This window comes from Streptomyces sp. NBC_01003, from assembly GCF_045162695.1.
Classification (GTDB): domain Bacteria; phylum Actinomycetota; class Actinomycetes; order Streptomycetales; family Streptomycetaceae; genus Streptomyces.
Genome location: NZ_CP108707.1, coordinates 2970645 through 2996098, shown reverse-complemented (window position 1 = coordinate 2996098; position 25454 = coordinate 2970645). Strand labels below are relative to the sequence as shown.

The following is a 25454-nucleotide window of genomic DNA, read 5'->3' as shown; positions in this document are numbered from 1 at the left end:
CCCGTCATCCCCGACGCCCGGCCTGCTCGGCCTCGTACTCCGTGAAGTGGTGCTCGGAGAAGAGCTCCGGCCACCCGTCACCCGCGAGCCGGAGCTCTCTGGCGCGGGCGAGCATGTGCCGCCAGTACGGCTTCACGGGCCGCCAGCGGACGCCCGTCTGCGCGTAGGAGCTGTCCACCATGTACCGCTCACGGCTCTCCCCGTGGGGAGCCGTGCGGCGGGTGTGGAACAGGGCCGAGTGGATCAACACCGTGGAGCCGGGCGGAAGTTCACCGATGAAGACCTCGCCCGGCAGCTCGGACGTGCCGAGGTGGGCGCGGGCCGTCTTGGCGGCGGTCTCGCGGTGCGAGCCGGGCAGTACGGCGAGTCCGCCGACGGAGGCGTCGAGCCCGCCCAGATAGTGCAGCGCGTGGACCATCGTGTGGGTGGGCTCCGCCCGCGGGCCGAGCTCGTAGTCGTGGTGCCAGTCCTTGCCGGGCGCGTTCGGCGGGCGACGGTCACTGTGCAGGTGGTGGAAGACGAAGGGCCCGCCGATCAGCCCGACGAGGACTTCGAGCAGCGGCGGATGGGCCAGGATCCGGCCGTGCGCCTCCATCTCCAGCTCCATCAGGGGCGGCAGCCCGTACGCGTCGGGGGAGACGGCCGAGGCTATGGACCGCTGACGCGCACCCGAGTCCACCCAGTGGTCGACCTCGGCCTTGGCGCGCTCCGCGAGGGCCGCGGGCAGGAAGCCCCGGAGGATCAGATAGCCCTCCTCCTCGAACTGTCTGCGGTCCTGTCCGGTCAGAGCGGCGTCGGTCCCCATGATTCCCGTGATCCCCATTGGCCTTCCTTCAACTTGGTGCTTTTTGTGCCCTGTTGTGGGAGGTGGTCGCGCGGCGAACAGAAAGGAACCGTAGCGATAGTTGTTTGTTTTTGCACGCACGGACCCTCAATCGAGCAGCTTCGTGCATACTGCTGTGCGTTCCTGCAACATCCCGGGTCAGGAAGGCCAGATGCAGCAGCACTCAACCCGCACCCCACTCGTCTCCGTGGTCGTCACCTGCTTCAACTACGACCGGATGCTGCCGCGCGCGCTCGAGAGCGTCCGGGCCCAGACGACGGCCGACTGGGAGCTCGTGATCGTCGACGACGGCAGCACGGACACCTCGCGCGACGTCGCCCAGACCTTCGCCGCGGCCCACCCCGAGCTGGCCGTGACTCTCGTGTTCACCCGCAACGGCGGCCTCGGGCGCGCCCGCAACCTCGGCATATCCGTGGCCCGCGGCCGCTACGTCGCCTGCCTCGACGCGGACGACCACTACGAGCCGCACGCCCTGGAGAAGCTCTCCGCCGCACTGGACCGCGACCCGACCGCCGAGGTCGCCCGGCCCTACCTGCGCTCCTTCGGCGTGGAGGAGCGGATCTGGGAGTACCCGGACTACGACTTCGACGCGTCGACGTCGGTGAACCAGGCGCCGTACTGCGCCATGTTCCGCCGCTCCGCGTGGCAGCGGGCGGGCGGCTATCACGAGGGCATGCCGGCGTACGAGGACTGGAACTTCTGGATCGCCGTCGGCAAGCACGGCGGCCACATGACGACCGTCCCCGAGCCGCTGCTCCACTACCGCACCAGCGTCGACGGCATGTTCGCCCGCCACCGCGTCCACGACCTCGCGCTGCGCGCCACGATCGTCACCAACCACCGTGATGTGTACGACAGTGCGTGCCAGGACCTGGCCCGCCGGATCCTCGCCGGGGAGAACGTCGACAGCGACCTCAAGGGCGGACCGCCGCACGCGATCTTCGCCCTCTCCTATCCGGCGAGGACTCTGCGCGGCGAGGACATCAGCGCGGACTTCGGCGCCGTGAACTAGGGCCTCTCGTGTGGATCACGCCGGGCTCGCGGGGTCTGGCGCCGCACTTCGCGGCGTTGTCGTCGGTCCCCGCCTCCCCCGAGCTCTCGGCTGCTGCTCGAGCAGGGGGACCCTCATGACCCCGCTCCCTGATCCGACCTGATCCGAACGAGAGGCCCCTGCCATGGGCGAGCACATCATCGAGGCGCGGGCCCTCACCAAGCGGTTCCGCGTCGCGAGGAAACGGCCCGGGATGCGCGGGGCGCTCCGCCACCTGGTCCGCGGCGAGTGGGAGGACAGGACCGCCGTCGACGCCGTCGACCTGCGCGTGGCCCCCGGCGAGAGCGTCGCCTACGTCGGCCCGAACGGCGCCGGAAAGTCGACCACCGTCAAGATGCTCACCGGCGTCCTCACCCCGACCTCGGGCGACCTGCGTGTCGCGGGCGTCGTCCCGTACGAGGACCGGGTCGCCAACGCGCGGAACATCGGCGTCGTCTTCGGGCAGCGCACCCAGCTGTGGTGGGACCTGCCCGTGCGCGAGTCGTTCCGCCTGCTCGGCGACATCTACCTCGTCCCGAAGCGGGAGTTCGACCCCCGCCTCGACGAACTGATCGCCCTCCTCGGCATCGAGGACCTCCTGGAGCGGCCCGTCCGCCAGCTCTCCCTCGGCCAGCGCGTCCGGTGCGACATGGCGGCCTCGCTGCTGCACGCGCCGCCCGTCCTCTTCCTCGACGAACCCACGATCGGCCTCGACGTCTCGGTGAAGGCCCGGCTCCGCGAGTTCCTCGCCACCCTGCACCGCGAGCGCGGCGTCACCGTCGTGCTCACCTCGCACGACCTCGGCGACGTCGAGTCGCTGTGCACCCGCATCGTGCTGATCGACCGCGCCCGGATCCTCCTCGACATGCCGGTCGCGGACATGCTCGCCCGCTACGGCACGCGCCGCACCGTCACCGTGAGCGGCGCGGACCGGCTCACCACCGTGCCGCTCGAAGGGCGCTTCGACGAACTCGTGACGGTACGTCAAATAGACGCCAACACCCTTGAGATCGGCTACGACCGCAGCACCCTCGCCACCCGCGACGTCATCGCCCAGACCCTCGCCACCCTCCCCGTGGACGACATCCAGGTCGGCGCGCCCAGCATCGAGGAGATCATCCGGAACCTGTACGAGGGTGGAGTGGATGCCGCTCTCTAGGGCACCCGAGCCCCCGCGCCCCGTACACCCCGGCCCTGCGGACCCCGTACACCCCGCCCCCGCGCACCCGGTACGCCCCGCCGTTCGCGCTCCCTACCGCTCGCTCTACCTCGCCTCGCTCCAGCAGGCCCTCACCCACCGCCGCGCCGTCCTCGTCGACCTCGCGGGCAACGCCGTCTGGGCGGCCGTCCTCTACTACCTCTGGCGCTCGATCTTCGCCGGCGCCACCAGCGTCGGCGGATACTCCTGGGACCAGATGCGCACCTATGTCCTGCTCTCCTACGCGCTCGGCCAACTCCTCGCGTTCCAGGCCGAGATGCAGATGCACAGGGACATCCGCAGCGGCCAGGTCGCCCTCGACCTCGTACGCCCCGTGAACTATCCGGTGATGCAACTCGTCAGGGCTCTCGGCGCCGGTACCCCGCACATGACCGGCGCACTCGCAGGGACCGCCGTCATCGGCGGAGTGCTCCTGCACGCGCTGCCCCCGCACTCGCCGGCCGCCGCTCTGCTGTTCCTGCTCACCCTGGCCGTCGGGGTCACCGTCAACGCGATGCTCTGCTTCCTCACCAGCCTGCTCTGCTTCTGGACGGAGAGCGCGTACGGCCTGATCCTGGCGCGGCAGGCGGTGACCACTTTCATGGCGGGCGGCATGGTTCCCCTCGCCCTCTTCCCGGCGCCGCTGCGCGTCGTCGCCGAGTGGCTGCCGTTCAGCGCCATCGTGTCCACGCCCGTGCAGATGTATTTGGGCCGGCTCACCGGTGACGACGCCCTGCTCGCCCTCGGGCGCCAACTCGCCTGGGCCGTGGTCATGTCGGCCCTGACGGTCCGGCTGTGGCGGGCGGCGCGCCACCACCTGACCGTCAACGGAGGATGACCCGGTGCCGAGCCCCAGCCCGAGAGACCCCAGCCCGGGACACCCCAGCCTCAGATATCTGTCGAGCGCGGCCAAGCTGTACCGGATCAGGCTCCAGTCGCAGCTGGAGTACAAGGCGGACTTCGTGATCGGCGTGCTCGGCGCGTTCTGTCTGCACGCCGCCGGGTTCGGAACGGTGTGGATCATCCTGCGGCAGGTCCCGGACATCGCCGGGTGGACGATCTGGCAGCTGTCGGTGACCTACGCGCTCGCGATCGTCCCGCGCGGCCTGTGCGTGATGCTCTTCGACGGCGTGTGGGAGCTGCGACACCTGGTCGTGAAGGGGGAGTTCGACCAGTTCCTGACCCGGCCGCTCTCGCCGCTCCTCCAGCTGTGCACCCTGCGGGCGAACCCGGCCGGCGTGGGCGACGTCGTCCTCGGTCTGACGCTCCTCGTCCTCGCGGCGCGCCACGGAGCCTTCACCGTGAGCGCCGCGTCCCTCACCGTGCTCGTCGTCGCGGTCTGCAACGGCGTGGTCGTCGTCGGCTCGCTCAACCTGGCCACGAACAGCCTCGTGTTCTGGGACGGCGCGGAGCAGAACAGCGTCTCGATCCTGGTGGGCAACACCGCCGACCTCGCCAAGTTCCCCCTCACGCTCTACGACTCCGCCGTCGCGTTCGTCTTCACGTTCGTGCTGCCCTTCGGCCTCCTGAGCTACTACCCGACGCTGGCGCTCGCCTCCGGTGGCCTCGAACTCCTCGGCCGGATCGCCTTGTTGCTGCTGGGCGGCGCGGCGACGTCGGCGGTGGCCGGGCTGATCTGGCGGGCCGGTCTGCGGCGGTACCAGGGCGCGGGCTGAGCGGCCCGTACGGGCACGGCGAAGGGCCCCGCACGCCGAGAGCGTGCGGGGCCCCGTTCTTCGTTCTTCACCGTGTCATGTCAGCCGCAGAGCCACTTCGCCCCGCCCCAGCTGGCGTGGTCGTTGCCGTTCCCGTCGCCGCCGTCACCGACGACGAGCTCGACGTACTTCGCGCCGGAGACATCGGCGTCCAGCTTGTACGCGCTGTCCGACGCCTTCAGGACCGGGCTCTCGGCGACCTTCCTGCCGTCCGCCAGGACACTGAACCGGACCGAGCCCGCGGTCTTCTGCGCGTCGTCGACGCCCACCTGGGCGGTGAACGCCTCGCAGCCTCCGCCGAGGTAGTACTTCACGTCGGCGGGTGCGTGCGTGCCGAGGCCCTTGGGGAAGGCCGTTCCGCCGATGCTGATCGGCTGCCCGTCGCCGGAGCCGACCTCGCCGTTGGAGAGGTCCTTCTCGGGCGGTCCCCAGCCGTTGTCGGCCGACACCCAGTCCATGTCGCTCACCCAGGTGTCCTTGGTGGGCGGCGGGGCGAGAGTGCGGATCGAGATGCCGTCGGTGAGCGACTTGGTGTCGCCGCCCGCCTCGTACGACGCCTTCGTGGTGAGCGGGTAGCTCTTGTACTCGGCGTCCGCCGGCGGCGTGACGTTCCAGGTCGCCGTCGCCTTGGCGCCCGCGGCGACGGAGTCGAACGTCGTCGCGCCGGCCGCCTCGGCCTTCCAGCCCTCCGGCACGTCCAGCGTCACCTTGACGTTGCTGGCCGCGGTCGCCTCGTGGTTGGCGAACGCCGCCGTCACCTTGTTCGCGCTGCCGGGCTCCAGCGTCGCGTTGGCCGAGGTGAGACCGAGCGTGGCGCACGCGGTGCGCTCGTCGGTGGCGCCGAGGTCGGTGACGGTGAAGTTGTCGAGGACGAAGTCGGCTCCCTCGGGGGCGTTCTCCGCCTTGGTGAGTCCGGTCCACACGTCACCGCAGCCGCCGACGACCCGCTCGCTGAAGTGGCCGGTGGTGCGCTGCTGCGGCAGCGCGGTCCTGCGGGTGGTCACGCCGGTCGGCTCGCCGCCGGTGACCGTGTCGTACCCGGTGGTCCACCGGTAGGCGCCCGCGTGGCTGTTCTGGTAGTCGAACTCCACCTTGTAGGCGTGGCCCGACTCGAAGGGCACGGACGCGGGAGTGGTCCGGTAGACGAGGCCGTCGTTCTCCTCGTGGGACTTCAGGGACTCGCCGTCGCCGATCACGTCGTCGATGAGCTTCCCGTTCCAGCCGGCCTGCGTGTACGGGGCGTGCTTCTGCGCGATGTGCGTGCGCGGGTCGTTCTCGCCGCCCGACTCGCCCTTCACGAAGGGGCCCCAGCCCTGGTCGACGGCGTCGAAGTCGTCGTAGGCGACCGTCCCCTTCTTCGTCGCGGGGTCGTTCTCCACGATCCGTACGTCGTCGAGGCCGACCTTCGCGTCGCTGTCACCCGCCGCCGAGATCCGCAGTGTCGCGGAGCCGTTCGCGGGAGCGGTGAAGTGGACCTTGACCCGCTGGTAGTAGGTGCCGTGCCGCTCGTCGCCCGCGATGTAGTTCTTGGCCGTCGAGCGGTCCACCGTCAGCTTCTCGCCTCCGATGGCGAGGGCCGTGGGCCGCGTCTTGCCGGGCTCGACCTCGACGTTCACGGACGCGCTGTACCGCTTGCCGGGAGTGAGGCCGGTGACGCGCTGCTCGATCGCGGCCGCCTTGCCGCCCCCGAGGGCCACCCCGCGGTGGCCGAGGTCGTCACGGTCGCTGGTGACCGGTCCGGTCTTCTTCCAGTCCGCCAGGGCGATGTCGTCGAAGCCGGGGTCCTTGACCTTGCCGCCCTGGCCCCAGTCGGGGTCGGCCTGCTTCGGCGCTTGGTGCGGGTAGAGGACGTAGGGCTGTCCGGCGGTCGCGGTCAGCGTGATCTTGCCGTCCTTCGCGCTGACGGTGGACTGCTTGACGCGGCCGTTGTCCGTCAGCTTGTAGACGGCGAACTGCCGTGTCCCCGCGAAGGGTTGGGGCACCGTCCAGGTGCTCGTGCCGCCCTTCTTCGACCAGTGGTAGAGCTTGTCCTGCCGCTTGCTGTCCTCCGACTTCCAGGGCAGCAGGTAGGAGTCGCCGTCGATCACCTTGGAGCCGCCGAGGGACACCTCGCGCTTGCCGTCGGTGACGGTGCCGCGGACGCCGCCGTTGAACGTGATGTCGTTCTTGTCCCAGTCGGTGATGCGGTAGTGCTGGAGGAACTTCGCCGGGAGGTTGCGCTCCCAGACGTTGGCGGAGAACTCGTTCCAGTCGTTCTCGCCGGTCCAGCCCTCGAAGCCGACCAGCGCGGTCTGGCCGAGCACCGGGTCGTCGTTCCAGACGTCCTTCTCACCGTTGCGGATGAAACGGATGATCTTCGAGTTGAGGCCCTTGTTCGTCTTGGGCCCGTAGTCGAGGTCGTTGGCCCAGTGCGACCACAGCGCCTGGCGCTCGAACTTGTTGCCGAACTCGGTGGCCATGTCCCAGCCCTGGTTCTTCAGCTCGGTCAGCGTCCGGTCCGCGATCCAGCCGTGCGTGTAGTAGACGTCGATGTAGATGAGCGACAGGTTGGGGTCGGTCTCGTCGCGCAGCTGCTGGAAGCGCCGGGCCAGGTTCCCGCTGTTGATGTCGTGGCGCTGGTCGATGTAGTACGACTGCCCGAGCCAGTTCCAGCCGGGCTTCGACTTGTCCACCAGCTTGTCGTCGAACGCGTTCGCCTCTGCGTACGCCTCGGTGGCGTTCACGTGCACACCGAAGGTGGAGCCCCACTTCTTGCCGCCCTTGAGCAGCTTGTTGAGGTCCTTGAGGCCGCCGGCGCGCTTGTTGATGTTGCCGCCGTAGTCGGGGTGCGCGGAGTCGTGCCCCTCGGACGCGTACCCCTTGAGGATGCTCAGCTGGCCGAGCCCGTCCGTCGAGAGCGAGATCCGCTTGACATCGTCGAGCGTGCGCAGAAAGGGGTGCGTGGCCTGGCTGGCGAAGTTGTACGGGATGTGGGTGATCACCCGGTCCGGGGTCTTGTCGCCGCCCCTGACCTTGACGCCGATGTCGTGGAAGGCGACGGCGCCGTCCTGCCAGTCCACCGCCTTGTCGCCGTTGGCGTCGGGCGTCACGACTACCTTCGCCCAGGGCAGTTCCTTCTCCGGGGCGGGGGCGCCGTCACCGCGGTAGGTCCACTGCCCCGACCAGACGCCGACGCGGACGCTGCCGTCGGCGCCCTTGCGGGCCTGGTGCCAGAAGCGGGCGTTGTCGCCGTTGGTGGCGCCGGCGGGCTTGTCGTACGTCGAGTTGGACTCGACGGCAGCCGCGAGCGAGCCGGTGTTCACGATCGCGTACGAGGCGCCGACCGGGGACGCGTCGGGCGCGGTGGACGCCGTGACCTTGCCGAACACGTCGGCGGTGCGGGTCGAGTCGGTGTCGAGCCGGGTGAACGCAGTCTCGGCACCGGCGTCTGTGGAGCCCACCGAGATCAGGTCGTGGCCCGGTATGTCGAGTGTGCCGAGCCGGAACGTCTCGGTGTCGCGCACGGCGGTGACCTTGAAGGTGGTGGCCCGGCCGGCCACGTCGAGCGCCGTGTCGATCTCGACGCCGGGCAGATCGGGGAAGACCAGCGTGTACGCGGCCCGGTGGTCGGTGACCTTCGGCGCCGCCTTGAGGGCCACCTTGTACGCCTTGCCGTTGAGCGTGACCTCGGTGACCGGGCTCGTACTGCCGAGCAGCCGCGCCCCGCTCGCCCGGTCGGTATAGGAGAGGACGCGCGGGAAGTCCTTCGCGACGCTCACGGACAGGGCGCCGGACGTGATCGCCACGCCGTCCCCGGCCGCTTCCGCTTCCGCATCCGAGAAGGAGGTGTGCGCGGAGTCGGCGAGGGCCGGGACGGCACCACCCGCCAGGGTCAGCGCGAGGGCAACACCGACGGCGCCCGAGAGGCGGCGTCTGCCTGGGGATCTGGACATATATCTCCCTGCTGCGACGGTGCGAACACGCACTGTCTAGTGGGCGATCCAGGGCCCTAGGAAGCAATTTCCACCAAAGTCCAAACACCAGCGGTCGATAGTCCAAACACAGAAGGGCAGCTTCGCCCAGGTCGGGGGCGGTGCGTGCGACTGCGGTGGCCGTGTTCGTTGCCTGCGCGTTTCATGCGTGAAGCTGCAAGATCTAAATAGTTACCAATCAAGTCTTGTCATCTGTCGGCAGGCTGACGCAAGATTCCGGTACCTCGCGCGCCGGGCCGCAGCCCCCGCGAGGGCCCTGTGAAACCAACCCTCGCTCGCCACTCGACGCAGGAGGTGAATGTGTCGGCCGCTGCGTCCGCATCGCCCACGCCCACATCGCAAAACCCGCCCGACCTAACGCACGAGGCACCCGGAACGTCGGGCAGGAAGAAGGCGTCCGGCACGAAGGGGACGCCGGGCAGGAAGGGGCGCAAGCCCGCCGACCGGCGGAGCCTGCGCGAGCGTCTGAGGCAGGACCGCACCCTGCTCCTGCTGTGCGTGCCGGGCATCCTCTACTTCGCGCTGTTCTTCTATCTGCCGCTCGCGGGCAACAGCATCGCCTTCCAGGACTACCAGCCCTACCTCGGCTTCAAGGGCAGCCCGCTGGTCGGCTGGGACAACTTCAAGGCCCTGCTCGAACAGCCGGAGTTCTGGACGGCCGTCTGGAACACGCTGAAGATCAGCGCCGTCCAGCTGATCCTCTACTTCCCCGCGCCGATCGCCCTCGCGCTCTTCCTCAACTCGCTGATCAGCAACAAGACCCGCCGCCTCATGCAGACGGTCGTCTACCTGCCGCACTTCCTGTCGTGGGTCGTCGTCGTCGGCATGTTCCAGCAGGTCTTCGGCGGCGCGGGCACGGTCACCAGCTACCTGAACGACCACGGCGTGCACGTCGGCAACATCATGAACAACCCCGACACGTTCATCTACCTGATCACCTCCCAGAGCGTCTGGAAGGACGCCGGCTGGGGAGCGATCATCTTCCTCGCCGCGATGGCCTCCATCGACACCTCGCTCTACGAGTCGGCGGCGATGGACGGAGCGGGCTGGCTGCGCCGCATGTGGCACATCACGCTGCCCGGCATCAGGCCCGTGATGATCATGCTGCTCATCCTGCGCCTGGGCGACATCCTGTCGGTCGGCTTCGAGCAGATCCTCCTCCAGCGCGACAACGTCGGCCGGGACGCCTCCGAAGTCCTCGACACCTACGTCTACTTCCACGGCGTCGTCGACGGCGACTGGGGCATGTCCACCGCCGCCGGCCTGATGAAGGGCGTCATCGGCTTCGTCATGATCGTCCTCGCCAACAAGTTCGCGCACCGCCTCGGCGAGCAGGGGGTCTACCAGTGAGCACCGCGCCCATATCCACCACCCTGCGGCCCGAGAGCCAGGCGGGCCAGGAGAGCCGAAAAGGCCGCACCGGCAGCAGGAAGCGCCGCGGCTCCGCCGAGCGCCCCGCCTGGATGGAACAGCCCAACCCGGCTGCCCAGACGCTGAAGTTCATCGTCATCGTCGCGATGATCGTCGCGGTCGGCTACCCGTTCCTGCTCGCCATCGGCACCAGCCTCTCCTCCAAGGCCGAACTCGCCGCGAACGGCGGCTATGTGCTGTTCCCGTCGCACCCCACGCTCGAGGCGTACCGGGTGGTCCTCTCCGGCGGCGTCATCACTCGCGCCGCCCTCGTGAGCGTCGGGATCACCGTCGTCGGCACGGCGCTCAGCCTGCTCTGCACGATCGCGCTCGCCTACGGCCTCTCCCGGCCGCGGACCTTCGCGGGCAAGCCGCTGCTCCTGATCGTCGTCGGCACGTTCCTGTTCACGCCGGGCATCATCCCGAACTACCTGGTGGTGCAGGAGCTGGGACTGCTCGACACCTACGGGGCGATGATCGCGCCGATCCTGCTCAACGCGTTCAACATCATCGTGGTCCGGGCGTTCTTCCAGGGCATCCCCGACGAGCTGCACGAGGCGGCCCGCCTCGACGGCGCCGGTGAACTCACCATCCTGTGCCGGATCGTGCTCCCCCTGTCGAAGGCCGTCATCGCCGTGGTCGGCATGTTCTACGCGGTGACGTACTGGAACAGCTTCTTCAACGCGATGCTCTACATCAACGACCCGGACAAGCTGCCGCTCCAGGTGGTGCTGCGCAGCTACGTCCTCCAGGGCGACACCTTCAACGCGAAGGCGCTCGGCGTGAGCGTGCTGCCCGCCAGCACCTCCCTGTCGATGGCCGTGCTCATCCTCGCGGTCCTGCCGATCATCGCGGTCTACCCGTTCCTCCAGAAGTACTTCGTCAAGGGCGTTCTCACCGGCGCCATCAAGGCCTGAGCCACCACCCTCAACCGCCCCTCGCCCCTTAGGAGAGTCATGTCCTCCAGAGACTTCAACCGCCGCGGTTTCCTCGGTGCCGCGACCGTCGCCGGCCTCACCATCGCCGGTGCCGGTTCCCTCACGGCCTGTGGTTCCGGCGCGGCCTCGGGTGGTGGCGGCGCCAAGGCGTCGGCCAAGCTGAAGCTGCCGACGTACGTCCCCGCGAACGTCCCGGCGCCCGACCTGCCGGGCAACGCGGCGGGCCTCGACCCGGCGTACCTGCGCTACCCGAAGAACCCGGTCCGCAGCGTCAGCAAGAAGCCGGGCGACGGCAAGCCGGTCACGGCCCTGACTGAGACCTTCACGACCGCGGCCCCCGCGATGAACCGCAACCAGTACTGGCAGGAGCTGAACAAGCGCCTGGGCTCCGAGCTGAAGATGACGATCGTCAACGGCCTCGGCGCCGACGACGTCTACCGAGCGAAGTTCAACGCCACCATCGCCGGCGGCGACATGCCCGACCTCATGTGGTTCCCGCCGAACCAGGGCCTCAAGAACGTCCCCGCGCTCCTCGAGGCGAAGTTCCACGACCTCACCGAGTACCTGTCCGGCGACGCGGTCAAGAAGTACCCGAACCTCGCCAACATCCCCGAGTTCGCCTGGAAGACGGCCGTCTTCAACGGCAAGATCTGGGGCATGGCCGTCCCGTACGGCCGTATGGGCCAGGTCTACGTCGCGAACGAGGACTTCTGGAAGCCGGTCGGCGGCGTCCAGTTCGACAGCGCGCAGGACTTCTTCGACAAGGCGAAGGAACTCCTCGACGTCAAGCGCAAGAAGTACGTCCTCGAGCCGGCGTACGTGAACCACATCCTGCAGTTCGCCTACTGGCACGGCGCGCCCAACGGCTGGCGCACGGACGGCGGGAAGCTCACCCACTACTTCGAGACCGACGAGTTCCACGCCGGCCTGGAGTTCGCCCTCAAGTGCCAGAAGGCGCAGCTGTTCTGGCCGGACCCGAACCTGCCGACGACCCTGGAGAAGATGGAGGGCGGGTTCCTCGGACTGCACGTCCAGTCCTTCCCCGGCTTCCTCAACGACAGCAACATGTACGACTGGCCGGAGAAGGTCGTCGTCCCGTTCGCCGCGGAGAAGGGCATGACCCCGAGCTGGGGCTTCGGCTACGGCTCGGTCGGCTTCACCGCGATCAACAAGGCCGTGAGCAAGGACCGTATCGACACGCTGCTCCAGGTCATGAACTACCTCAGCGCCCCCTTCGGCACCGAGGAGCGGCTCTTCCTCGACAACGGCCTCGAAGGCACGCACCACACCCGGGCCAAGAACGGCGACGTGCTCCTGAACAAGAAGGGCAACGCCGAGGTACTCACCACCCGGCAGGCCATCAACTTCTTCGGCAACGCCCCGCAGGCCCTCTACCTGCCCGGCAAGGCGGACATCACCCGCGGCGTCCACGAGACCGAGGTGGAGCTGATGAAGATCGCCAAGGTCAACCCGACCACGGGCTTCTTCTCCGACACCAACGCCAACAAGGGCGCGTCCTCCACCGACACGGTGTACACGGCCGTCAAGGACATCGTCGCCGGCCGCACCCCGCTCTCCTCCTTCAAGAAGGACATCCTGCCGACCTGGCAGCGCGAGGCGGGCAACGCCATGCGCGACGAGTTCGAGAAGGCCATCGCCGACGCCAAGTAGCACCGGCCCGGCCCCGTTCCGCCCTGCACCACCATGCGTCACGCACACAGAACAGGACACCCGCACGTGGAAGACCTGCGCATCGGAGTCATCGGGCTCGGACTGCGACGGAACCTGGCGACCGCCGCGCACCGCCCCGGCAAGGGGTCGGTCGTGGCGGCGGTGGCCGACCTCGACCCGCAGATCCGGGCGAAGGTACCGGAGCTGTACGAGGGCGCGGTCGCCGTCGACGACCACCGAAGGCTCCTCGAAGACCCCTCGATCGACGCCGTCATCGTCGCCACCCCCGACGACACCCATGAAGCCATCGCCTGCGAGGCGCTCGAAGCGGGCAAGCCGGCGTACGTCGAGAAGCCGCTCGGCATCTCGGTCGAGCAGTGCGACACCATCCTGCGCACCGCGTACAAGACCGGCACCCGTCTCTACGTCGGCCACAACATGCGACACATGGGCGTCGTGCGCCTCATGCGCGACATCATCGCGCGCGGCGAGATCGGCGAGGTGAAGACCGTGTGGGTACGGCACTTCGTCTCGTACGGCGGCGACTACTACTTCAAGGACTGGCACGCCGACCGCACCCGCACCACGGGCCTCCTCCTCCAGAAGGCCGCCCACGACCTCGACGTGGTGCACTGGCTGGCCGGCGGCTACACCAAGCGCGTCAACGCCCTCGGCGACCTCATGGTCTACGGGGACCTGCCGCGCCGCGAGCCGGACACCCCGCGACCCGACGGCTGGCTGAAGGAGTTCGACTGGCCGCCGACCGCGCGCCACGACCTGCACCACGTCGTGGACGTCGAGGACGTGTCGGTGATGAACATGCAGCTGGACAACGGCGTCATCGCCGCCTACCAGCAGTGCCACTTCAGCCCCGACTACTTCCGCAACTACACGGTCATCGGCACCGAGGGCCGCCTCGAGAACTTCGGGGACAGCCCCGGCGACGAGGTCCGGGTCTGGAACACGGGTCCGACCGGCTACCGCAAGGACGCCGACATCGTGTACCGCGTGCCCGAGGCGACGGGCTCGCACGGCGGCGCCGACGAGCGCATCATCGGCGAGTTCTGCCGCTTCGTGCGCGAGGGCGGCGTCACCGACACGTCGCCCGTCGCGGCCCGGATGAGCGTCGCCGCCGGTGCGCTCGCCACCCGCTCGCTGCGCGAGGGGGGCATGCCGTACGACGTCCCGGAGCTCGAGCCGGAGCTTCTCGCGTACTTCGACGGCGGGCAGCTGCCGCGCGAAGCAGGGGAGTAGCAGCCACGGCGCAGGCGTGCGCGGGCCCGTCGGAGGGGGCGGGCCTGCCCACGTCTGCGTGCGCACACAGACGGTCGGTCACGTGTAAGTGCGCGGTTGATCACGTCTGGATGCGGAGAACGGCGCGGGTTACGCTACGCGCGTCGCGAGGAGGAACAAGTGGGCGCACATGCCCGATGGACCCAACTGCTGGAAATACTGGGCAATCAGGGCCATCTCGATGTCACCGAGGCCGCCGAACTGCTCGGCTGCTCCTCCGCCACGGTCCGGCGCGACATGGACGAACTGGCCCGGCAGTCCCTGCTGACCCGCACCCGTGGCGGGGCCGTGGTGAGCTCCGTTGCCTACGACCTGCCGCTGCGCTACAAGACGGCTCGCAAGGCGGACGAGAAGCAGCGGATCGCGAAGGCGGTCGCCGAACTCGTCCCGTCGGGCTCCGTCGTCGGCATCAACGGCGGCACCACGACCTCCGAGGTGGCCAGGGAGCTGGCCGTCCGCACCGACCCGGGCGGCACGTCCGGCGGCATCGCGCTCACCGTGGTCACCAACGCGATCAACATCGCCAACGAGCTGGCGATCCGCCCCCATGTGAAGATCGTCGTCACGGGCGGCGTGGCCCGGCCGAGCTCGTACGAACTCGTCGGCCCGCTCGTCACCTCCGTCCTGCAGAGCCTCGCCCTCGACTACACGATCCTCGGTGTGGACGCGGTCCACCCGCACCTCGGCGCGGCCACGCACGACGAGTCGGAGGCCAGCGCGAACCGCTCGCTCGCCGAACGCGCGGGCACGGTCATTGTGGTGGCCGACTCCTCGAAGCTGGGCCGCCGGGCGTTCGCCCAGGTGTGTGCGCTGAACGCGGTGTCGATCCTGGTGACGGACAAGGACGCCCCCGAGGCGCTCGTCGAGGAGATCACGGCGCAGGGCATCGAAGTCATCTGCGTGTGACCGGGCGCCCGTAAGGCGTGTTGTGGCGGCGCCCGGTCACGTCCGCATCAACTGGGCGTCGTCCACCGCTGGTTGGCGCCGCCCGAGCACGTGTAAGTGATCAGCTTCGTGCCGTCCGTGCTCGCGCCGCCCTCGGCGTCCAGGCACTTGCCCTGGTTGACGAGGGTGTCCCCGGAGCGCTGCCACTGCTGCGCGGCCGAGCCGTCGCACGTGGACAGCTGCACTGAACTCCCGCTCACCGTCATGCACTTGTAGAGCGCGCGCACCGTGCCGTCGTGGGACAGGACCCAGTTCTGGTTGTTGCCGCCGCCGCACGTCCACAGTTCGAGCGGGGTGCCGTCCGTGCCGCTGCCGCCGGTGATGTCGACGCACTTGCCGCCGCTGCCCGTGATGTCGCCCGAGGCGGAGTTGCCGGTCGCGTCGTCGTGCACGCTGCCGCCGGAGACCTGGGTGACCTTGGCGTACTGGGTGCAGGTGCTGCTCGTGGACGTCGAGGTGGCGGAGGCGGTGACGGCGGAGCCGCCCGTCGACGTGCCCTTGGGGAGGTCGAAGCGGGCCCGCGAGTAGGGCTCGTCCTCGCAGGTCGCCGAGTTGCTGTTCCAGTCGAAGTACTCGACCCAGTCGACCATGCCGCCCGCACTGATCCGTGCGCCCGAGCCGACCTGGAGGCTGCCCAGGACGAAGGACGTGCCGGCCGTGACATCGGAGATGGTCGCCTTGTACCAGCCGTCGGTCGTGTCGGGGGAGATGCGGTACGTGTAGTGGTGTCCCGCCGTGAACGCCTGGTTGTAGCGGCAGGTGTACCCGGTGCCCGACTCGTCGAAGGTCTGGCAGTACGTACCGGCCGAGCCCGCCTTCGCCGCCGTCGAGCCCCACAGGGAGAACAGGAACATGCCGGTTCCGGTGCGCCAGCGCTGCTGGCCGACGTAGCCGCCGACGCTGTTGGTGAAGTCGAACTGGTGGGCCCAGTAGACGTTTCCGCGGCCCGGGTCCGCCTCGACCGTCGTGCCCCACGTGGCCTCGGTGAGGGCCGTCGTGCCGGACGGGAAGCCGTAGTTGGTGTAGGTGCCGGGGGTCTGCCCCGCCGCCTGGGCCGGCGCGGACAGGCCCAGAGTGGCGGCGACCGCGACGACGGCGGTCACACAGACGGATCTGATCGATCTGAAGCGACGCACAGGTTCCTCCTGAACGGTGGGGGAGGGAGGTGCTTGCAGATATGTGCTTGTGCTCGTGCTCGACAAGAGAGTGGCCGTGGCGAGTGGGCAAGGGCATGGACTTCTGGAGCGTGCACATGGACTCTCGGCGGACTTTGACGGGTTCGGCTGATCTCAAATGCTTGAAAACGCGCTATAACTTGCACAACCAAGCATGCGCTGGGATGTGAGGGTGCGCCGTGAGTCATATCGAGAACGAGCTGTACAGCCAGCCCGAGTGCTGGGACCGGGCGGCCGAACTGGCCCTGGACCGGGCGGCGTTGCTGCCCGAGCCGGGCGAGCGGGTCGCGATCGTCGGCTGCGGCACCTCGCTCTTCATGGCGCAGGCCGCCGCCGCGCTGCGCGAGGAAGCGGGCCACGGCGAGACCCACGCCCACGCGGCCTCGGAGTTCCCGGCCGGACGCCACTACGACCGGGTCGTCGCCCTGACCCGCTCGGGCGCCACCACCGAGGTGCTCCGCCTCCTCGCCGGGCTGCGCGGAGGCGTCAGGACCACCGTGATCACGACCGACGCCGCGACCCCGGTGGCGTCCGCCGCCGACGACGTGCTCGTCCTCGACTTCGCCGACGAGAAGTCCGTCGTACAGACCCGCTTCCCGACCTCGGCCCTCACCGTCCTGCGCACCCACTTCGGGCTGCACTCGCAGGAGGTCGTGGACGACGCGCACGACGCGCTGGCCGAGCCGCTGCCCCCGTGGCTCGTCGGCTGCACACAGTTCACGTTCCTCGGCCGGGGCTGGACCGTGGGGCTCGCCGGCGAGGCGGCCCACAAGATGCGCGAGAGTCAACTCCCCTGGGCGGGCGCCTATCCGGCCCTGGAGTACCGGCACGGCCCGATCAGCGTCTCGACCCGCGGCACGGTCACCTGGATGCTCGGCGACGCGCCCGCCGGTCTCGCCGACGAGGTGCACGCCACCGGCGGAATGTGGGTGGCCGGCGGCCTCGACCCGCTGGCCGAACTGGTACGGACGCAGCGCCTCGCCGTGGCGGTCGCGGTGGCCGGCGGCCGTAACCCGGACCGGCCCCGCCACCTCACGCGCTCGGTGATCCTCGCCCGGGTCTGAGAGCCCCGCCCGCCGATCAACTGTGCCTGACAGCAACGCTGTTGTTGGGGCAGCTTCAGTGCGGCGGCGCCGACCGCGATCTCAGTACCCCGGGCGCCACCGAGTGCGGCAGCAGGTCCGCCGGGCTCTGCGGGAACACCACCTCAAGCTCCGCCTCCTCATGGAAGCGGTACGGGCGGTGCCCGAGCAGGCTGCCGAGATAGCGCCGGATCCGCGACATCTCGGCGCGGACCGTCACCGTGCGCGTCGGGTCGCCGAACATGTCCTGCGCGAGGCCCGACGCGCTGCGCCCGCCGCGGTGCAGGGCCAGCAGACAGAGGAGTTCGGCGTGGCGCGGGCTCAGCTCGTGCGTCCAGGACCGCGTGCCGTCCGTCACCGTGACCGACCAGCGCCGTGGCCTGCTCACGTCCAGCACGACGCGGGTGCCGCCGAGCGGTTCGGCCGCCCCTCCCGGGCCGTCGGGCCGCAGCAGCCAGCCGCCGGGCAGCGGCGCCACCGCACACATCCCCAGGGTCGGAACCCAGGCCCGCCCTTCCGACAGTTCGGAGAGTTCGGACAGCGACTTGGGCAGCGCGATCCGGTCCACCGGCTGCATCCCGGTCACCGCCGCCGTCCAGCCCTGGACGTCCACCGCGACCGCCCGGCCGCCGATCCGCGCGAGGACCGGCGCCGCGACGGCCCGCAAGCGGTCGAGGGCCGCCGTATGACGCTCCCGCAGCCGAGCCTCCGCGAGCTGCGCCACCGCCCCGACGAGCGAGAGCGTCGCCGGGTGCATCGTCTCCAGCGGGCCGCTCACATCGACGACGCCCATCAGCTGCCCGTCGCGCGGGTCCGTGATCGGCGCGCCCGTGCACGTCCACGCGTGCTGCGACACCACGAAGTGCTCGGCGGAGAACACCTGCACCGGGCGCCGCGTCACGAGCGGCGTGCCCACCCCGTTCGTACCGACCGTCTCCTCGGCCCAGTCCGCGCCCAGTTCGAAGCCGAGCCGGTCGGCCTTGTGCAGCACCGCCGCGCTGCCCTCGCGCCACAGGATGCGCCCGTCCGCGTCGGACACGACCATGATGTGCTGCGCCGCGTCCGCGACGGTGACCAGCGCCTCGCGCAGCACCGGCAGTATCTCCATGAGCCCGGACGCCTGGCGGCGCTCCTCGAGCTCCTCGAGGTTCAGCAGGCCCGACCGCACGTCACGGTCGGGGTCGACACCGCTGCGCAGCATGCGGTTCCAGGACTCGCCGATCACCGGGCGCGGCAGGATCTGCGGCCGCTGCCCCGACAGGGTCGCGGCGCGGACGCCCTTCAGGAGCCGTGCGGCCAGCGAGAAGTCCATCGTGGACAGCCGGCCCAGATCGACGGTCGAGTTCTTCTGCGTCACAGGTCCTCCTGGAACAGACCAGTGCGTGCGGACATGTGCTCATCGTGCCGCTTATCCGGCCTTCGTGGGGCCGAAAGGGGGCGCGACAGTTGCAACCCTCTGCAACTCTGGCGAACGGCCGTACGTCGGTCGAAGCTGAAGCCGTGCCGCTCCGGCGGCGCGCGAGCTCCTCAAGGGGGGCCTGAGGGCGGGGGTGATGCCGTGTCGGCGCAGCATCACCCCCGTAACCTCAGTCGTCAAGAGCTGTGACTCCGGTCGTCACCGCTTGGCCTCCGCCCGGTCGGTCAACTCACGGGGCGCGCCCGCTCGACGACCGAGCGCAGGTCCAGACTGTGCGGCAGCGTGCCGAACGCCGAACCCCAGTCCCCGCCGAGCCGCGAGGCGCAGAACGCGTCCGCGACCTCCGGCGGCGCGTGCCGCACCAGTAGCGAACCCTGGAGCACGAGAGCGATCCGCTCCACGACCCGGCGCGCCCGTGCCTCGATGCCCTCCAGGTCGGCGAGTTCGGTCAGCAGGCCCTTGATGGCGCCGTCGAGACGGTGATCGGCGCCGCGCGCCCTGCCGACCTCCTGGAGGAACGCGTTGAGTGCCTGCGGCTCGCGCTGCAACGCCCGCAGCACGTCGAGGGCCTGCACATTGCCGGATCCCTCCCAGATCGAGTTGAGCGGTGACTCGCGCAGCAGCCGCGGCATGCCGGACTCCTCCACATAGCCGTTCCCGCCCAGGCACTCCAGGGCCTCCGCCGCCACGGGCGTACAGCGCTTCGTCACCCAGTACTTGGCGGCCGGCACCGCGATCCGCAGGAACGCGCGCTCCTGCTCCGACCCGGTGTCCTGGACGGCGTCCTGGGCCGCCGCGAGCCGCAGCGCCAGCGTCGTCGCGGCCTCCGACTCCAGCGCCAGGTCGGCCAGGACGTTACGCATCAGCGGCTTGTCGACGAGCCGGCCGCCGAACGCCTCGCGGTACGTGCAGTGGTGGATCGCCTGCGCGACGGCCTGCCGCATGATCGCGGCCGAACCGAGCACACAGTCCAGGCGCGTGGCGGCGACCATCTCGATGATGGTGCGCACCCCGCGCCCCTCGTCCCCGACCCGGCGCGCCCACGTCCCGTCGAACTCGACCTCGGCCGACGCGTTCGACCGGTTGCCCAGCTTGTCCTTGAGCCGCTGGATCGCGAAGGGGTTGCGCGTGCCGTCCTCCAGGACGCGCGGCAGCAGGAAACACGTGAGTCCCTCGGGTGCCTGCGCCAGGACGAGGAACCCGTCCGACATGGGCGCCGAACAGAACCACTTGTGCCCGGTCAGCTCGTACGTGCCGTCCTCGGCGAGCGCTGTCGCCCGCGTCGTGTTCGCGCGGACGTCGCTGCCGCCCTGCTTCTCCGTCATGCCCATCCCGAACAGGACGCCCGCCTTCACGGCGGCGGGCCGCAGCCCCGCGTCGTACACCGTCGACGTCAGCCGGGGCTCCCACTCGGCGGCCAGCGCCGGATCGGCGCGCAGCGCGGGCACCGCCGCGTGCGTCATCGACAGCGGGCACGTGTGGCCCGCCTCGACCTGGCTCCACACCAGGAACGCGGCCGCGCGCCGCAGATGGCCGCCGGGCCGGGACCAGGCCGACGTCAGCCCGGCCGAGACGCCCTTGCCCATGAGCCGGTGCCAGGCCGGATGGAACTCGACCTCGTCGACGCGGTGCCCGTAGCGGTCGTGGGTGCGCAGCCGCGGCGGATTCTCGTTCGCGAGCACGCCCCACTCCTGCGCCTGGGCCGAACCGGCGGCGCGGCCGAGGACACCGAGTTCCTCGCGGACCGCGGGCGCGAGCGAGGGCTCCAGATGCCGTTCGACCCCCTCGGAGAGGGCCCTGTCCGCGGCAAAAACGTCATATCCCACCAGGGGCGGAGCCTGGTTGGTCACTGCGTGGGTGGTGGCTGCCATGACAGATACGGTAAGGACGTGCACCAGGCAAAAGAAACACCCGATCGGCCACACAGAGGCCGACTCCACCGGGCCCGCGCCCTCTATCGCAACGTCTCGAAGCGCAGGACCGCCTGGCTGCTGCTCAAGGACACCGTCAACTCGTGCATGGAGTACCGCATCCTCGGGCTCGCGGCCGAGGCCGCGTTCTTCACCCTCCTGTCCGTGCCCCCGCTGCTCCTCTCCCTCATCGGGCTGCTCGCCTACGTCGACACCTGGACCGGCGCCGACACGATCGCGGGCGTGCGCGACAACATCCTGGAGGCCTCGCGCACGGTCCTGACCGACGAGGGCGTGAAGGAGATCGCCCGGCCGATCCTCGACGACGCGATGAAGGGCCGTCCGGACGTCATCTCCATCGGCTTCCTGTTCTCGCTGTGGTCGGGCTCGCGCGCGGTGTCCACGTTCGTCGACACGGTGACGGTCATGTACGGGCTCGACGGGGTGCGCGGCATCGTCAAGACCCGCCTGCTCGCCTTCCTGCTGTTCCTCGTCGCGCTCGTCGTCGGCTCGGTCGCGCTGCCGCTGATGATCGCGGGCCCGGACGCGGTGATCGCCCTCGTCCCCTGGTCGGAGACCGTGGTCCAGGTCCTGTACTGGCCCGTGGTCCTCCTCCTGTCCGTGGTGTTCCTGACGACGCTCTACCACGTGTCCGTGCCCGTGCGTTCGCCCTGGATCGAGGACGTACCCGGCGCCCTCGTGGCCCTCGCGATGTGGGTGCCGGGCAGCTTCCTGCTCCGCCTCTACATCACCAGCACCATCGAGGGCCCCACCATCTACGGGTCCCTGGCCGCGCCCGTCGCCGTGCTCCTGTGGATCGGCGTATCGGCGTTCGCGGTGCTCGTCGGCGCCGCGGTGAACGCGGCGATCGACCGGGTCTGGCCGTCCGTCGCGACGTCGGCCGCCCGTGCCGCGAACGAGCGGTGGCGGACCAAGCAGGCCGCGGAGTACGTCGCCCGCTCCGCCGCCCGCGAGGCGCACGGGGGCATCGACGACGCGGACGACCCGGACATGCCGTCCGAGTTCCCCGAGCGCTGGTCGAAGTTCCTGCCGCCGGACGACGTGTCGTCCCGCCTGCGCGCGCACGTCCGCAAGAACGGCGACCAGACGCAGGACCACAACGAGCACGACCACGACGACCACGACCACAACTGACCGCCCGCCTCCCCGCGGACGCGGCGTAGCCTCGAAGGCGTGGCTGACGTGTACCGGGAGCGGGCGGCGCGGAGCGTGGCGGGTGCGGTCCTGTGGACCCGTACCGTCGCCCCCGAAGGCGACGGTCCCCGCCCCGCAGCGGCCGTCCTGCCCGACGGCTGCATGGACCTGCTGTGGACCGAGGGACGCCTCTTCGTCGCCGGACCCGACACGCACGCGTACCGGCCCGGCATCAGCGGCGCCACCCGGTTCGCGGGCATCCGCTTCTTCCCCGGCACCGCGCCCGCCGTCCTCGGCGTCCCGGCCCAGGAACTGCGCGACCGGCGCGTCGACCTCGCCGACCTGTGGCCGTCGGACCAGGTACGGCGCCTCACCGAACGCGTCGACGCGGCACAGGACCCGGCCGCCGCCCTCGAAGCCGTGGCCCTCGAACGGGGAGCCGCGCCGCCCGACGCCGTCCTCGCGCACATCGTGGCGTCGCTCGGCGCGGGCCGCACCGTCGCCGAGACCGCCGACAGCGCGGGGCTGGGCGCCCGCAGCCTGCACCGCCGCTCCCTCGCCGCGTTCGGTTACGGACCCAAGACCCTGGCCCGCGTCCTGCGCCTGCAACGCGCCCTCGCGCTGGCCCGCGGGGGAGTGCCGCTCGCCGAGACGGCCGCGCGGGCGGGGTATGCCGACCAGGCCCATCTGGCGCGCGACGTACGGGAGATGGCGGGCGTTCCGCCGACCCGCCTCGTCTGACGAAGCCGCCGCTGCTACCAGGGCGAGATCGGCTCGATCCCGACCCGGCGCCCCTCCTCGTCGAGCAGATGACCCATGCGCTTGACCGTGTGCAGGCCGACGATGCGGTCCGTCACCGTGAGCGTGGGCAGCCGGGCGCACAGCGCCGTCTCGCGGCGCTGGATGTCACCCAGGTCGTGCACCCACAGCGTGGCGAAGATGTTCGCGGGACCCGTGACGGCCGCGACCAGACGGCACTCCGGCAGCGCGGCGAGCGTGCGGTGGACGGTGCCGATGTCCCGCGCGGGGACCCGGCCCAGCAGCGACACCGAGACCGGATGGCCCGCGAGCGCGGAGGCTATGTCGCAGCGGAACGTCAGGACCGCCGAGTCCGTGAGACGGCGCAGCCTGCGGCGCACGGTGGGCGGGCTGGTGTCGGTGCGCTCGGCGAGTTCGGCGAGGCCGAGGCGCCCGTCGCGGACGAGTTCGCCGAGCATGGCCCGGTCCACGGGGTCGAGTTCGAGCCCGCGGACCGGCTCCTGCGCCGCCGTCGCACTGCCCAGCGCCGTGAGCTGCGAGGGGTCGAGGGAGCGCAGCCGCCAGCGACTGCCCTCGACGTAGAGCGACGTGGCGAACAGGGCGCTGACCGACACGATCCCCGGCAGCCGGTCCAGCTCCTGCGTGAGGAAGCGGCTGAGCGAGGGCAGGTCGGGGGCCAGCACGTCGAGCAGCAGGTCGGCGCTGCCGGGGGCCGTCACCTCGATCGTCACCGCCTCCGGGAGCACGCTCAGCTCCGCCAGCAGCCGCGACCGCTCCTGAGGCCGGCAGCGCAGCAGCACGAACGCCGTGCAGCGGTTGCGGGTGAACTCACGGCCCGGCGCCGCGTACACCCAGGCGAGCCCCGCCCGCGTCAGTCGGTCCCACCGCCGCGCCAGCGTGCCCGCCGTCACGCCGAGCAGCGGGGAGAGCTCCGACCAGGACGCCCGGGGGCGCAGCTGGAGGGCGTTCACCAGAGCGAGGTCGAGCTCGCTGGCGGTGACCGTTTCTCGCATCACAAGCACTCCGTACGTACGAATCCATGAATATTCGGGGCCGCCCGTGCCTCGGCCCGCACAGTAGCGACCACATTCGGTTCCGGCCACCAGAAGACCCAGAGGTGAAGCTGTGTCCACACACATAACGGGAACGGGACGCGGGCCGAGAGCGGTCAGCTCCGGCCCGGCCATGGTCGCGACGATGGCCGTCGTCGTCCTGTTCAGCGGCATCGTCCAGGGCTATCTGACCGTTCCTAGGTAGTGAGCGGGAGTGAGTCGTGGATCCACTCCTGCTGACTACGCCCGTCCCGAACGGTGTTGGGCGGGCTGGGTCGCCGCGTTCTCGTTCCCGGTGGCGACACCACTCCTGGTGGTGGTCCGGTCCGGGGCGGGCGGTCTCCCTCACGCCCTGGGTGTCGGGGTGCGGCCTGGGCGCTCCGATGCCCCACACCATCACTCCGGTGATGTGGGGGCGGTGGCGTCCGTCGCCGCGCCCCAAAGCCCTGGGCGCGCCTTCCGATCACGAGGCTCGCGGCCTCGTGGCGGGTGGTCTTACGGGTGGTGGTGCCGGTGGGCCGCTGCCAGTGCTCGGCACCCCACCTGCTGCTGTAGGCGGCATCCACCGCGATCACTGTGACGTCCTGGGCGGCGGCCATGGAGATGAGCCGGGCGGCCAGGCGTGCGGTGGGGAACCGGGAGATCAGACGGCGGAACCGCTTGTTGCGGCCGTGCTTCTCCCGGGTCTTGGAATCGTGGAAGTCGAGGTCTTCGATCGCGATCGCCGTTGCCCCGCAGCGTTGGGCGTAGTGCAGCAGGCGGCTGGTGGCGTGCCGGATCTGGGCGTCCCGGTGCGCGGCCGTCCCGGACAAGTCGTAGCCGAAGCGCTCTGGGCGGCCAAGCGGGTTGCCGTGTCCGTCCAGTCGCCAGGCGGCATAGTGGTCGTCGTTGGTGTCCACGCCGATCACCGTCCCGTCGGCCAGTGCCGCATCCAGGGTGAGCGTGGGGGCGGGGGTGCGCTGCCAGGACGCGGTCACGTACCAGCGATCCCGCACCACGTCGTGGTGGATGCGATACGCGACCGCACGGTTCGCCGACACCCGGTCCGCCCAATCCTGACCGCGGTGCGCGAAGACGGCGCGGGCATCGAGCTCGTACCGGCCGTGCGGGGCGTTCGCCAACCCGGCCAGCGGGGCCGGGAGTTTGAGGCTCAGCATGCCATCCACCGTGAGGCGGATGGTCTCGTTGCCCAGCCGTTTGCCGCTCTCGCCATCGGCGGCCAGGAACATCCGCGCCGCCTCCCACCGCGCCCGCCAAGCCCCTTCGCTCAGGCCTGCCGCGCCGAGGTGATGCCGCGTAGTGGCCAGCCGCTTGCCGCCACGCACCACCCGGACCCGGCCCGCCGCCCAGTCCGAGCGGGCCGCCGCGAGCCGGTCCTCCAGGACCCGCAGGCGGCGGGACTTGGCATGCCACTCACGCCGGGAGCGGTACCCACCCGGAGCGCCTTTGCGTCCCTTGGCCCCCAGGGGCAGGGCCAGGCGCTGCCGGATCCGGGCGACGCCCGCCTCCAGATCACGAAGGTGCGCGGCCAGACAGCGACGCGCCAGCGCCCACTGGTCATGCGTGGCCTTGGTGATCGCCCCGGCCCAGCGTGCCGAGGAAGCGGCGCTCACGCCCCGCTTCCGCGCGGCCCATTGACCCGCATCATGACCCACCCCGGCCGCGCTGCGGGCCTTCAAGTCCAGCCCGGCTAGTCTGCCCAGGTGCCGCCCGACCGCGGTCAGCACGTCCACGTCATGCGAAGACAAGCCCTTGAGGCGCGTGCGCACCGCGACCCCCGCCGGAGCCGGGGCCACGAACGGGGCCGCCAGCACACGCAACGCGTCTCCCGCCATCTCCCCACCCCCGCGCGATCCGATCATCTGCCAAACCGCCCAACGAGCCCGGAC

General features: G+C 70.4%; 20 protein-coding genes. 13 read left to right on the top strand and 7 right to left on the bottom strand.

The window, feature by feature from the left end; translation table 11 throughout:
* Positions 1-4: 4 nt before the first annotated feature.
* Positions 5-823: a phytanoyl-CoA dioxygenase family protein gene (locus OG698_RS13830; RefSeq protein ID WP_406103320.1), complete on the bottom strand. Its 819-nt coding sequence runs from the start codon at positions 821-823 to the stop codon at positions 5-7.
* Positions 824-995: 172 nt separating this feature from the next.
* Between OG698_RS13830 and OG698_RS13825 the strand changes: the two genes are divergently transcribed.
* The 4 genes from OG698_RS13825 (at position 996) to OG698_RS13810 (ending at position 4748) form a co-directional block, all read left to right on the top strand.
* Positions 996-1856, top strand: a complete 861-nt coding sequence (locus OG698_RS13825; protein WP_406103319.1) for a glycosyltransferase family 2 protein — start codon at positions 996-998, stop codon at positions 1854-1856.
* Positions 1857-2019: 163 nt separating this feature from the next.
* Positions 2020-3033 carry an ATP-binding cassette domain-containing protein gene (locus OG698_RS13820; protein ID WP_406103318.1) on the top strand — a complete coding sequence of 338 codons (1014 nt, stop codon included), beginning with the start codon at positions 2020-2022 and terminating at the stop codon, positions 3031-3033.
* Positions 3020-3910, top strand: a complete 891-nt coding sequence (locus OG698_RS13815) for an ABC transporter permease (RefSeq protein ID WP_406103317.1) — start codon at positions 3020-3022, stop codon at positions 3908-3910. Before OG698_RS13820 ends, OG698_RS13815 begins: the two co-directional genes overlap by 14 nt.
* Before the next feature lie 4 nt (positions 3911-3914).
* Complete coding sequence (locus OG698_RS13810; RefSeq protein WP_406103316.1) at positions 3915-4748, top strand: ABC transporter permease; 834 nt, start codon at positions 3915-3917, stop codon at positions 4746-4748.
* 80 nt (positions 4749-4828) lie between these two features.
* On the opposite strand, the gene OG698_RS13805 is transcribed toward OG698_RS13810, so the two are convergent.
* Positions 4829-8719, bottom strand: a complete 3891-nt coding sequence (locus tag OG698_RS13805; protein ID WP_406103315.1) for an endo-alpha-N-acetylgalactosaminidase family protein — start codon at positions 8717-8719, stop codon at positions 4829-4831.
* 333 nt (positions 8720-9052) lie between these two features.
* Between OG698_RS13805 and OG698_RS13800 the strand changes: the two genes are divergently transcribed.
* The 5 genes from OG698_RS13800 (at position 9053) to OG698_RS13780 (ending at position 14976) form a co-directional block, all read left to right on the top strand.
* On the top strand, positions 9053-10108 hold the full coding sequence (locus OG698_RS13800) for an ABC transporter permease (RefSeq protein ID WP_406111052.1): 1056 nt from the start codon (positions 9053-9055) through the stop codon (positions 10106-10108).
* 113 nt (positions 10109-10221) lie between these two features.
* Complete coding sequence (locus tag OG698_RS13795; protein ID WP_406111050.1) at positions 10222-11085, top strand: carbohydrate ABC transporter permease; 864 nt, start codon at positions 10222-10224, stop codon at positions 11083-11085.
* 39 nt (positions 11086-11124) lie between these two features.
* Positions 11125-12777, top strand: a complete 1653-nt coding sequence (locus OG698_RS13790) for a hypothetical protein (RefSeq protein ID WP_406103314.1) — start codon at positions 11125-11127, stop codon at positions 12775-12777.
* 66 nt (positions 12778-12843) lie between these two features.
* Positions 12844-14031, top strand: coding sequence for a Gfo/Idh/MocA family protein (locus tag OG698_RS13785; RefSeq protein WP_406103313.1), 1188 nt, complete (start codon positions 12844-12846; stop codon positions 14029-14031).
* A gap of 159 nt (positions 14032-14190) precedes the next feature.
* Complete coding sequence (locus tag OG698_RS13780) at positions 14191-14976, top strand: DeoR/GlpR family DNA-binding transcription regulator (RefSeq protein ID WP_399967636.1); 786 nt, start codon at positions 14191-14193, stop codon at positions 14974-14976.
* Between the two features lie 47 nt (positions 14977-15023).
* On the opposite strand, the gene OG698_RS13775 is transcribed toward OG698_RS13780, so the two are convergent.
* Positions 15024-16151: a ricin-type beta-trefoil lectin domain protein gene (locus OG698_RS13775; protein ID WP_406103312.1), complete on the bottom strand. Its 1128-nt coding sequence runs from the start codon at positions 16149-16151 to the stop codon at positions 15024-15026.
* A 218-nt stretch (positions 16152-16369) separates the two neighbouring features.
* On the opposite strand from OG698_RS13775, the gene OG698_RS13770 reads away from it, so the two are divergent.
* The gene (locus OG698_RS13770) at positions 16370-17254 is read left to right on the top strand and encodes an SIS domain-containing protein (protein WP_406103311.1); all 885 of its coding nucleotides are present in this window, start codon (positions 16370-16372) and stop codon (positions 17252-17254) included.
* 55 nt (positions 17255-17309) lie between these two features.
* Here OG698_RS13770 and OG698_RS13765 read toward each other — a convergent pair whose 3' ends face one another.
* Entirely contained in the window at positions 17310-18584 is a 1275-nt protein-coding gene (locus OG698_RS13765) for a GAF domain-containing protein (RefSeq protein ID WP_406111048.1), read from the bottom strand.
* Positions 18585-18913: 329 nt separating this feature from the next.
* Positions 18914-20560 (bottom strand): acyl-CoA dehydrogenase family protein, encoded by a 1647-nt coding sequence (locus tag OG698_RS13760; RefSeq protein ID WP_406103310.1) that lies wholly within the window; start codon positions 20558-20560, stop codon positions 18914-18916.
* A gap of 18 nt (positions 20561-20578) precedes the next feature.
* Here OG698_RS13760 and OG698_RS13755 point away from each other — a divergent pair, with 18 nt between their 5' ends.
* Complete coding sequence (locus tag OG698_RS13755) at positions 20579-21754, top strand: YihY/virulence factor BrkB family protein (protein ID WP_406103309.1); 1176 nt, start codon at positions 20579-20581, stop codon at positions 21752-21754.
* A 48-nt stretch (positions 21755-21802) separates the two neighbouring features.
* A complete protein-coding gene (locus OG698_RS13750; protein ID WP_406111046.1) occupies positions 21803-22495 on the top strand; it encodes a helix-turn-helix domain-containing protein in 693 nt (230 codons plus the stop codon).
* Positions 22496-22509: 14 nt separating this feature from the next.
* Here OG698_RS13750 and OG698_RS13745 read toward each other — a convergent pair whose 3' ends face one another.
* On the bottom strand, positions 22510-23526 hold the full coding sequence (locus tag OG698_RS13745) for an Lrp/AsnC family transcriptional regulator (protein ID WP_406103308.1): 1017 nt from the start codon (positions 23524-23526) through the stop codon (positions 22510-22512).
* Positions 23527-23638: 112 nt separating this feature from the next.
* Here OG698_RS13745 and OG698_RS13740 point away from each other — a divergent pair, with 112 nt between their 5' ends.
* The gene (locus tag OG698_RS13740; protein ID WP_406103307.1) at positions 23639-23770 is read left to right on the top strand and encodes a hypothetical protein; all 132 of its coding nucleotides are present in this window, start codon (positions 23639-23641) and stop codon (positions 23768-23770) included.
* Here the strand turns inward: OG698_RS13740 and OG698_RS13735 are convergent.
* The gene (locus OG698_RS13735; RefSeq protein WP_406103306.1) at positions 23763-25400 is read right to left on the bottom strand and encodes an IS200/IS605 family accessory protein TnpB-related protein; all 1638 of its coding nucleotides are present in this window, start codon (positions 25398-25400) and stop codon (positions 23763-23765) included. The genes OG698_RS13740 and OG698_RS13735 overlap by 8 nt on opposite strands.
* Positions 25401-25454 lie beyond the last annotated feature (54 nt).